The organism is Clostridium sp. UBA1056 (assembly GCA_002316385.1).
GTDB lineage: Bacteria > Bacillota > Clostridia > Clostridiales > Clostridiaceae > Clostridium_J.
The window spans coordinates 1-8,364 of record DCDL01000036.1 but is presented as its reverse complement, the minus strand read 5'-3'; the positions used below and the strand labels follow the sequence as shown (position 1 = coordinate 8,364).

Annotated in this window: 5 protein-coding genes; all 5 read left to right on the top strand. The window is 30.1% G+C overall.

From position 1 onward, the window contains the following. Nucleotides 1–124: 124 nt before the first annotated feature. The 5 genes from B3W71_RS09665 to B3W71_RS09645 all read left to right on the top strand — a co-directional run bounded on the left by B3W71_RS09665 (nucleotide 125) and on the right by B3W71_RS09645 (nucleotide 8,063). Nucleotides 125–1,117, top strand: a complete 993-nt coding sequence (locus B3W71_RS09665; RefSeq protein ID WP_346888729.1) for a glycosyltransferase — start codon at nucleotides 125–127, stop codon at nucleotides 1,115–1,117. 351 nt (nucleotides 1,118–1,468) lie between these two features. Continuing rightward, on the top strand, nucleotides 1,469–3,850 hold the full coding sequence (locus B3W71_RS09660) for a U32 family peptidase (protein WP_346888728.1): 2,382 nt from the start codon (nucleotides 1,469–1,471) through the stop codon (nucleotides 3,848–3,850). Between the two features lie 17 nt (nucleotides 3,851–3,867). After that, nucleotides 3,868–6,234 carry an endonuclease MutS2 gene (locus tag B3W71_RS09655; RefSeq protein ID WP_346888727.1) on the top strand — a complete coding sequence of 789 codons (2,367 nt, stop codon included), beginning with the start codon at nucleotides 3,868–3,870 and terminating at the stop codon, nucleotides 6,232–6,234. A gap of 205 nt (nucleotides 6,235–6,439) precedes the next feature. After that, on the top strand, nucleotides 6,440–6,913 hold the full coding sequence (locus tag B3W71_RS09650; RefSeq protein ID WP_346888726.1) for a DUF523 domain-containing protein: 474 nt from the start codon (nucleotides 6,440–6,442) through the stop codon (nucleotides 6,911–6,913). A 118-nt stretch (nucleotides 6,914–7,031) separates the two neighbouring features. Beyond that, the gene (locus tag B3W71_RS09645) at nucleotides 7,032–8,063 is read left to right on the top strand and encodes an alpha-hydroxy-acid oxidizing protein (RefSeq protein WP_346888725.1); all 1,032 of its coding nucleotides are present in this window, start codon (nucleotides 7,032–7,034) and stop codon (nucleotides 8,061–8,063) included. The last annotated feature ends 301 nt before the right edge of the window (nucleotides 8,064–8,364 follow it).

Sequence of the window (8,364 nt, the reverse complement as noted above, 5' to 3'; positions counted from 1 at the left end):
GTAATATATTTTGCGAAAGTTCATGTTAAAGAATTAAATAAAATTTTATTCCTTTAAATTGTGATAATTAAAATTTAATGGGCATAGGTATTAGTTAAAATCATAATTCTTAGGGGGATTATACATGAAAGTTTTACTATGCGCTAGAAGTAATTATATAAATTTAAGTTCTGGAGATACCACTATAATATTTAAAATATACACTTTTTTAAAGGAGAAGGGGGTTACTGTAGATATATGTGGAGCTAATGAGGAGACTAACTATAATGATTATGATATAGTACACTTATTTGATATAAAAAATATATTTGATGCATATAAACATTTTAAGTTAGCTAGTAACAGTAAATGTAATATAGTAGTGTCACCAATGTACTTTAACATGGAGAAGTTTTTTCAGTATAGTGATAATGTAGAACGAAAAAAATTATGGAATACTTGTAAGGTTTATAGGGACTTAATTTTAAGAAAAAGTAGAATAATATTTTGTAATAGTATATATGAAAAGGATTTGGTAGAAAAGGACTTTTTTATCAAAGGCGAAATGAAGGTTGTTTATAATGGAGTAGATATAAATTATGATGAGGTTCCTCTATATAATTTTAAAGAAAGATATAACTTAGATAATTATATTTTATGTGTTGGAAGGATTTGTGAAATTAAAAATCAGCTAGAGTTAAGTAGAGCCTGTAATGAGCTAGGTATAGATTTAGTCTTGATTGGAACAGCTTCAGAGGAGAGCTACTTAAAAGAATGTTTAAACTATTCAACTACTCACTACCTAGGATTTATGAATGATTATGATTTATATAATGCATATACTTTTTCAAGTGCACATGTATTAGCTAGTTTTTCAGAAGTTACAAGTTTATCATCTATTAAAGCAGCAGCTTATGGATGTAATATAGTAGTAACAGAAGAAGGGGCTTCAAAGGAATATTTTAATGATATGGCAATATATTGTAATCCTTATGATTATAATAGTATAAAATCGGCAGTTGAAAGTAGTATGATAAAAAAGAAGAATAATAAATTAAAAGAATATATAAGATATAAATACAATTTGAAAAATATGTTAGATGGTATATATGAGGGATATTTAAAACTGATGAATTAATTATATGGGAGCTAGGTATTAAAAAACCTAAGCTCCTATTAATTTATATAAGGCATTTTCAAAAAATAAATAAGTCAGAGTGCTCGTCTATTTTGTGTTATCTGATGAATACCCGCGCTAATACTCCCATCTTTGATTTATTATTTATTTTCAGATGTCTAATTTTACATCAAATTATATAGGTTATAAGTATTTACAGAGTATTAATGAGATGTTTTGCAGTTTGTAACAAAGAGAATTATGGTATAATAATCGATGAGAAACAAAAAGTTGATATAATTACCAATAAGTTGGAAATGACTTTTGAAATAGGGAACAAAGTCATTTCTTATTGATAGGAGTTGATAACATATGGATAAAATAGAATTACTAGCACCGGGTGGAAGTAAAGAAAGTATCTATGCTGCCGTTCAAGGTGGTGCAGATGCTATATACATGGGTGGAAGTAAATTTTCTGCTAGAGCCTATGCAAATAATTTTAATGAAGAAGAATTAATAGAAGCAGTTAATTATTGTCATTTATACAATGTTAAAGTATATATAGCCTTTAATACCTTAATAAAGGAAGAAGAATTAGCAGAAGCTTTGGAGTATGGTAAGTTTTTATATGAAATAGGTGTGGATGCTATTATAACTCAAGATATGGGACTATTTAAAATTCTAAAAGAAGCTATACCAGACTTTGAAATTCATGCCTCTACACAAATGACCATACATAATGGAGAGGGAGCATTATTTTTAAAGAATGAAGGTTTTCAAAGAATAGTTTTATCTAGGGAATTAAGCCTTGATGAAATAAGCTATATTTCAAAGGATTTAAATATAGAAACAGAAATATTTGTTCATGGAGCATTATGTATAAGTTATTCAGGACAATGTCTTATGAGCAGTGTCATAGGAGGAAGAAGTGGAAATAGGGGAAGGTGTGCTCAACCATGTAGGTTACCTTACACTATAATAAGTAAATCTCGTGGAGAAAGTAGAGAAGGTTACTTATTAAGTCCAAAGGATACATGTACTATAGAGGAAATTAAAAGCTTAGTAGAAAGTGGAACATCATCTTTAAAAATTGAGGGGAGAATGAAAAAACCTGAATATGTGAGTGGTGTTGTAACTACCTATAGAGAGGCTATAGATAGTGTATATGATAATAGAAAGTTTGAGATAGCTCCTAAAAAGGGTATGTTAAATCAACTATTTAATAGGGAGGGATTTTCAAAGGCATATCTTAGAGGAAACATAGGCAGAGATATGATGGCCTATAATTGTCCTAAAAATACAGGTGTATTTTTAGGAACAGTTGAAAAAGATTTAACTATAAAGCTTCAAAAGGATATAAGAACTCAAGATGGAGTTAGAACTGATAATAGTGGATTTACTATTACTAACATTATAAAAGGAAAAGAAAAGGTTAAAGAAGCATACAGGGGAGATAAAGTAAAGCTTATACCTACTAAATATAAGGCTGGGGATAAGGTATATGTTACTTCAGATACTGAACTTTTAACAAGGCTTCAGAAAAACTATGAAGATATTTATGGTGTGAAGCTACCTTTAACTATAAAAGTTAGATTTGTTCCAGGAGAAAGCTTTTATTTATCTACCATTTATCAGGAAAAAGAATTTGAAGCTTATGGAGAAAATGTAGAGATTGCATCTAATAAGCCTATGGATAAAGAGTCTGTAATTAAAAATCTTAACAAATTAGGTGATACTCCCTTCAAGTTAGAAAATGTTGAATTTGAAAACTTTGAAGAAGGATTTTTAAGAGTTTCATCTATTAATAGTGTAAGACGTGACCTTATTGAAGAGATAATAAATTATGTTAAGACTCGAGATAAACGTAATATAGAGGAAGAAACCTATAGAGAGTTTAAGGATGAGAATTTATATAAGGATATTAGAGAAGATAAAAATAGATTTAATGATGAATATTTAATATGTGTAAAAACTATGGAGCAGCTAAAAGGGGTATTAAAGTTTGTTGAGGAAAATTTAGATAGAACTCCAGCTATAGCTATAGATTTATTTAAAAAGGGTGAGGCTTTAAATTTAGAAGAAGTAGATTATGAAAATTTATATATAGTTGTTCCTAATATAATTAAAAGTGAATTTAATTTAGTTATTCAAGCTATAGAAAAGAATATTTCTAAAATTAAGGGACTAATTACAGCTAATTTAGGTATAATAAATGTGTTTAAAGATAGGCTTAATATAATAGGTGATTATAAGTTGAACATTTTAAATAGTGAAAGCTATGATTTTTACAGTAAGTTTACAGATATATCAGCTTTAAGTGTTGAGCTTAATAGTAAGGAGATGTTCTCCTTAGCTAAAAATATTAAAATGCCAGTGCAAGTAGTAGTTTATGGTAAGTATGAGCTTATGGTAAGTGAATACTGTGTCATTGGAAGTACCTTTGGAGATAAAAGCTCTACTTCAAACTGTAATTTTAGATGCGATAAAGATAGATTTGTATTAAGAGATAGGATGAATGAAGAGTTTTTAGTTACTACAGATAAATATTGTAGAAGCCATATATATAATACATTACCTGTTAACTTAGTTCCGTTTATTAGGGAACTTAAGAAAAATAATATCAACAATTATAGAGTTGATTTTATAGATGAAGATTATAGTAAAGTTTTAAAAGTAATGGGATATATATTCAAAGATGAAGATGTAGATTTAGGGAAGACTACAAGAGGACATTATAAGAGGGGAATTGAATAGAAAGTAGGGGATAAGGAATGAATGAAAAGACCTTTAAAGTACTTGAATACTATAAAATCAAGGAAATATTAAAAAAGTACACAGTAACAAAGGCTGGAAAAGACTTATTTGATAATCTTAAACCATATAATAACCTCTATGAAATTAAAGAGCATTTAGAGGAGACGAAGGAAGCTCTAATTCTAATAACTACTAAAGGGGCACCACCATTTGAAGGAATATATGATGTTAGAGAAGCTCTTCTAAGAGCTAAGAAGAACTCTACTCTTATGCCAGTAGAATTACTTAGAGTTGGGAACATGCTTAAAAGCTCTAGAAACTTTAAGGAATATGTACAAAGTAAAGATGAGGATACTACCTATAGAGTTTTAGAAGATATAATAGCTGGAATAGTACCTTTTAAGAATATTGAAGATGAAATTTTTAGAGCTATTATTGGAGAAGATGAAATTGCAGATAAAGCTAGTGAAACCTTATTTATAATTAGAAAGAAGTTAAAAGATAAGAGTTCTTCTATTAAGGATAGAGTTAATAGTATGGTGAGAACTTACTCTAAATATCTTCAAGAAAGTCTTTATACCGTAAGAGGTGATAGATATGTTCTTCCGGTAAGAGCTGAATATAAGGAGCAGGTTAAAGGGTTAATCCATGACCAAAGTGGTACAGGAGCTACATTATTTATAGAACCTATGGGACTCGTAGATCTTAACAATGAAATAAGAGAACTTAGAAATAAAGAAAAGGCAGAAATCAATAGAATTCTTAAGGAACTTACCTTAAAAATTGCAGGTAATATTGATGCTATAGAGAATAATGGAAGCATAATATGGGAGTTAGATTTCATATTTGCTAAAGCTAAATATGCTAATGAATTAAACTGTATATGTCCAGAAGTAAATGATAAAGGAATCATAGATTTAATAGAAGCTAGACATCCTTTAATAGATCAGAAGATTGTAGTACCAAGCACTATCTATCTTGGAAGAGAATTTACTTCTTTAGTTATTACAGGTCCTAATACAGGAGGTAAAACTGTAACACTAAAAACTGTAGGTTTAATAGAGCTTATGGCTATGAGCGGAATGATGATTCCTGCAAGAGCAGGTTCAGCTATTAGTGTTTTCACAAATATATTTGCAGATATTGGAGATGAACAAAGTATAGAGCAAAGTTTATCTACATTCTCATCTCATATGACTAATATAGTAAATATTATTAATGAAGCAGATGAAAATACTTTAGCATTATTTGATGAGCTTGGCTCAGGAACAGACCCAACAGAGGGAGCTGCCCTTGCTATGAGTATCTTAGATAATTTAAGGGCTAGAAATACAAAAATAATAGCAACTACTCACTATAGTGAACTTAAGGGTTATGCTTTAAAAACTGTTGGAGTAGAAAATGGATCTGTAGAATTTAATGTTGAAACCTTAAGACCAACTTATAATTTACTTATAGGAGTACCAGGAAAATCTAATGCCTTTGAAATCTCAAGAAGATTAGGCCTGCCAGAATATATAATTAATGATGCTAAAGAAAACATTTCTACAGAGAGTCTAAAGTTTGAAGAATTAATACAAAATCTTCAACAAAAAAGTATTAAGGCAGAAAATGATGCTAGAAAAGCTGAAGGATTAAAAGCAGAAGCAGAGAAATTAAAAAATAAATATGAAGAAAAGTTATATAAGTTTGAAAATGTTAGAGAAAAAGCTATATATGAAGCACAACGAGAAGCTAAAGAATTGATTAAGGCTGCTAAGGAAGAAGCTGATTCAATTGTTAAAAACATAAGAGAACTTGAAAGATTGGGCTATTCTTCAGAAGCTAGAACTAAAATTGAGAATGAAAGAAAGAAGATAAAAGATTCTCTTGATAGTATGCAAGAAAAGTTAAATAAAAAAGATGAGCCTAAGGGAGAAGCGTTAACTTCTGTGATTCTAGGACAGGAGGTATATCTTCCATCTTTAAATCAAAATGTTATAGTAGTATCTGAGGTAGATAATAAGGGAGAAGTTCAAGTTCAAGCTGGAATAATGAAAATCTCTGTTAAGCTTAAGGATTTGAGAAAAGGAAAAGTATCTAGTGAAGATAAGAAGAAAGCAAAGGTTCAGAGAAGAGAAGCAAAGCTTAACTTAAAAGCAGTATCATCTTCAGTAGATTTGAGAGGAATGGATTCCCAAGAGGCTATTTATACTACAGATAAGTATTTAGATGAGGCATATCTAGGTGGACTTGGCGAAGTTACAATAATCCATGGCAAGGGAACAGGAGTACTTAAGAGCTCTATAACTGATTTACTAAAACATCATGCTCATGTTAAGAGTTTTAGACTTGGAAATTATGGAGAAGGTGGAACAGGAGTTACTGTTGTTGAATTAAAGTAAGGCATCTTCAAAAAATAAATAAGTCAGAATGCTCGTCTATTTNNATTTTCAGATGCCTAATATAATTAAATATTCAATTTAAAATAGTAGATAAAAATCAAAGTTATGATGTTATAATAAGAGATTAAGAAAATCAGGCTCTATACACTTCTATGTAATACTCATAGAAGTGTATAATTAGTTCTACAGCATAGGAGATGATGAAATGATTTTAGTAAGTGGATGCCTTTGTGGTATTAACTGTAAATATGATGGTAAGAATAATTTAAATGAAAAAGTTCTTAGACTTTTAAGGGAAGGTAAAGCTATTCCAGTATGTCCAGAACAACTCGGAGGACAAGCGACTCCAAGGGAAGCCCATGAAATAGTAAATGGAAATGGGGCTATGGTTTTAGATGGAAAATGTAGAGTCTTAGGAACAGATATTAATGATGATGTAACTGCTGAATTTATTAAAGGAGCAGAGGAAACTTTAAATATAGCTAGAGAATTAAAAATTGATAGGGCTATTTTAAAGGCAAGAAGTCCATCCTGTGGTAAAGGAGCTATATATGATGGCACTTTTTCTGGTGGTAAGAAACCAGGAAATGGAGTAACAGCAGAGCTTTTAATGATAAATAATATAAAGGTTTATACAGAAGAGGAATTAGAAAAATTTTTTGAAGAAAATGATATTTAATTTAAATGGAGCATTAAGTTATAGCTAGTAAGGCATCTTCAAAAAATNNTTATTTTCAGATGCCTAAATCATAAATATTGAAATTACATTATTAATTTTATAGGTAGGTGGGGAGTTTATGAATTATAGTGATGTTAGAAAAGAGGCTAGAGTTAATTTAAACAATAGCTGTAAAGTATGTAAAGTATGTAATGGAATTGCTTGTGCTGGAGAAGTTCCAGGAATGGGAGGAAAGGCTACTGGAAATGCTTTTACAGAGAATGTTAAAGCCCTTGAAAAATATAAGCTTAATATGAGGGTTATTCATGAGGTTAAAAATCCAGATACATCTATTGAGATTTTTGGTAAGAAGTTAGATATACCAGTTTTTGCAGCACCAGTTTCAGGAACAACTCTTAATATGGGAGGAAAATATTCAGAAGAAGAATATATTTCTTGGGTTATTGGAGGTACTTTAGATGCAGGAATATATCCTATGGTAGGAGATACGGCAGTAGATACATTTTTAACAACTAATTTAAAGGTGTTAAAGGAATTTAATGGTGAAGGTATTGTATTTATAAAGCCATGGGAAAATAAAAATATAATTGAAAAAATAAAACTAGCTGAAGAATCAGGAGCTTTTGCTGTAGGAGTAGATATAGATGCCTGTGGACTTATAACATTAGCTCTTCATGGAAAACCAGTTATGCCTAAAGGAGTAGAAGAGATAAAAGAATTAGTTAATAGTACTAAGCTTCCATTTATATTAAAGGGAATTATGACTGTAGATGAAGCTTTACTTGCAGTAGAAGCAGGGGTTGATGCTATAGTAGTATCTAATCATGGAGGTAGAGTTCTAGATGAAACTCCAGGAGTTGCAGATGTTCTTGAAGATATTGCAAAGTCAGTAAAAGGTAAAGTTAAGATTTTAGCTGATGGAGGAGTAAGAACAGGAGTAGATGTACTTAAATTTTTAGCTCTTGGTGCAGATGCTGTGTTAATAGGAAGACCTTTTGTAACTGCATCCTTTGGAGGAAAAAGAGAAGGCGTTAACACTTATGTTGATGGATTAAAGGGAGAATTAAAATCTGCTATGGTTCTTACAGGTTGCAAGGATGTGGCAAGTATAGGTAAGAGAATTATATTTGAAAGAATAGGTAGAAATTAATTGAATGATATAATTATTTTAAATGAAATTTAATTAGGAGGGGGTGGTATTGAAGAACTTAATAAATAGAGTAGAGAAATTTTTATTTTTAGTGAATGCAGAGCATATTTAGAAGATACACCACCCTATCAATATGTAATTCTTAAAGTTGGAGATATACCAGAATTGGTGATTATGTATTAACTGTAAGGAAGCTAAGTAAAAATGCATTTGAGCTAACATTGGTCTAAAAGCTTCGCTAATCGAGGTGTTCTACCTCTTTTCAGTATACATAGATTTAAAAATAATCCCTTATTGTAAA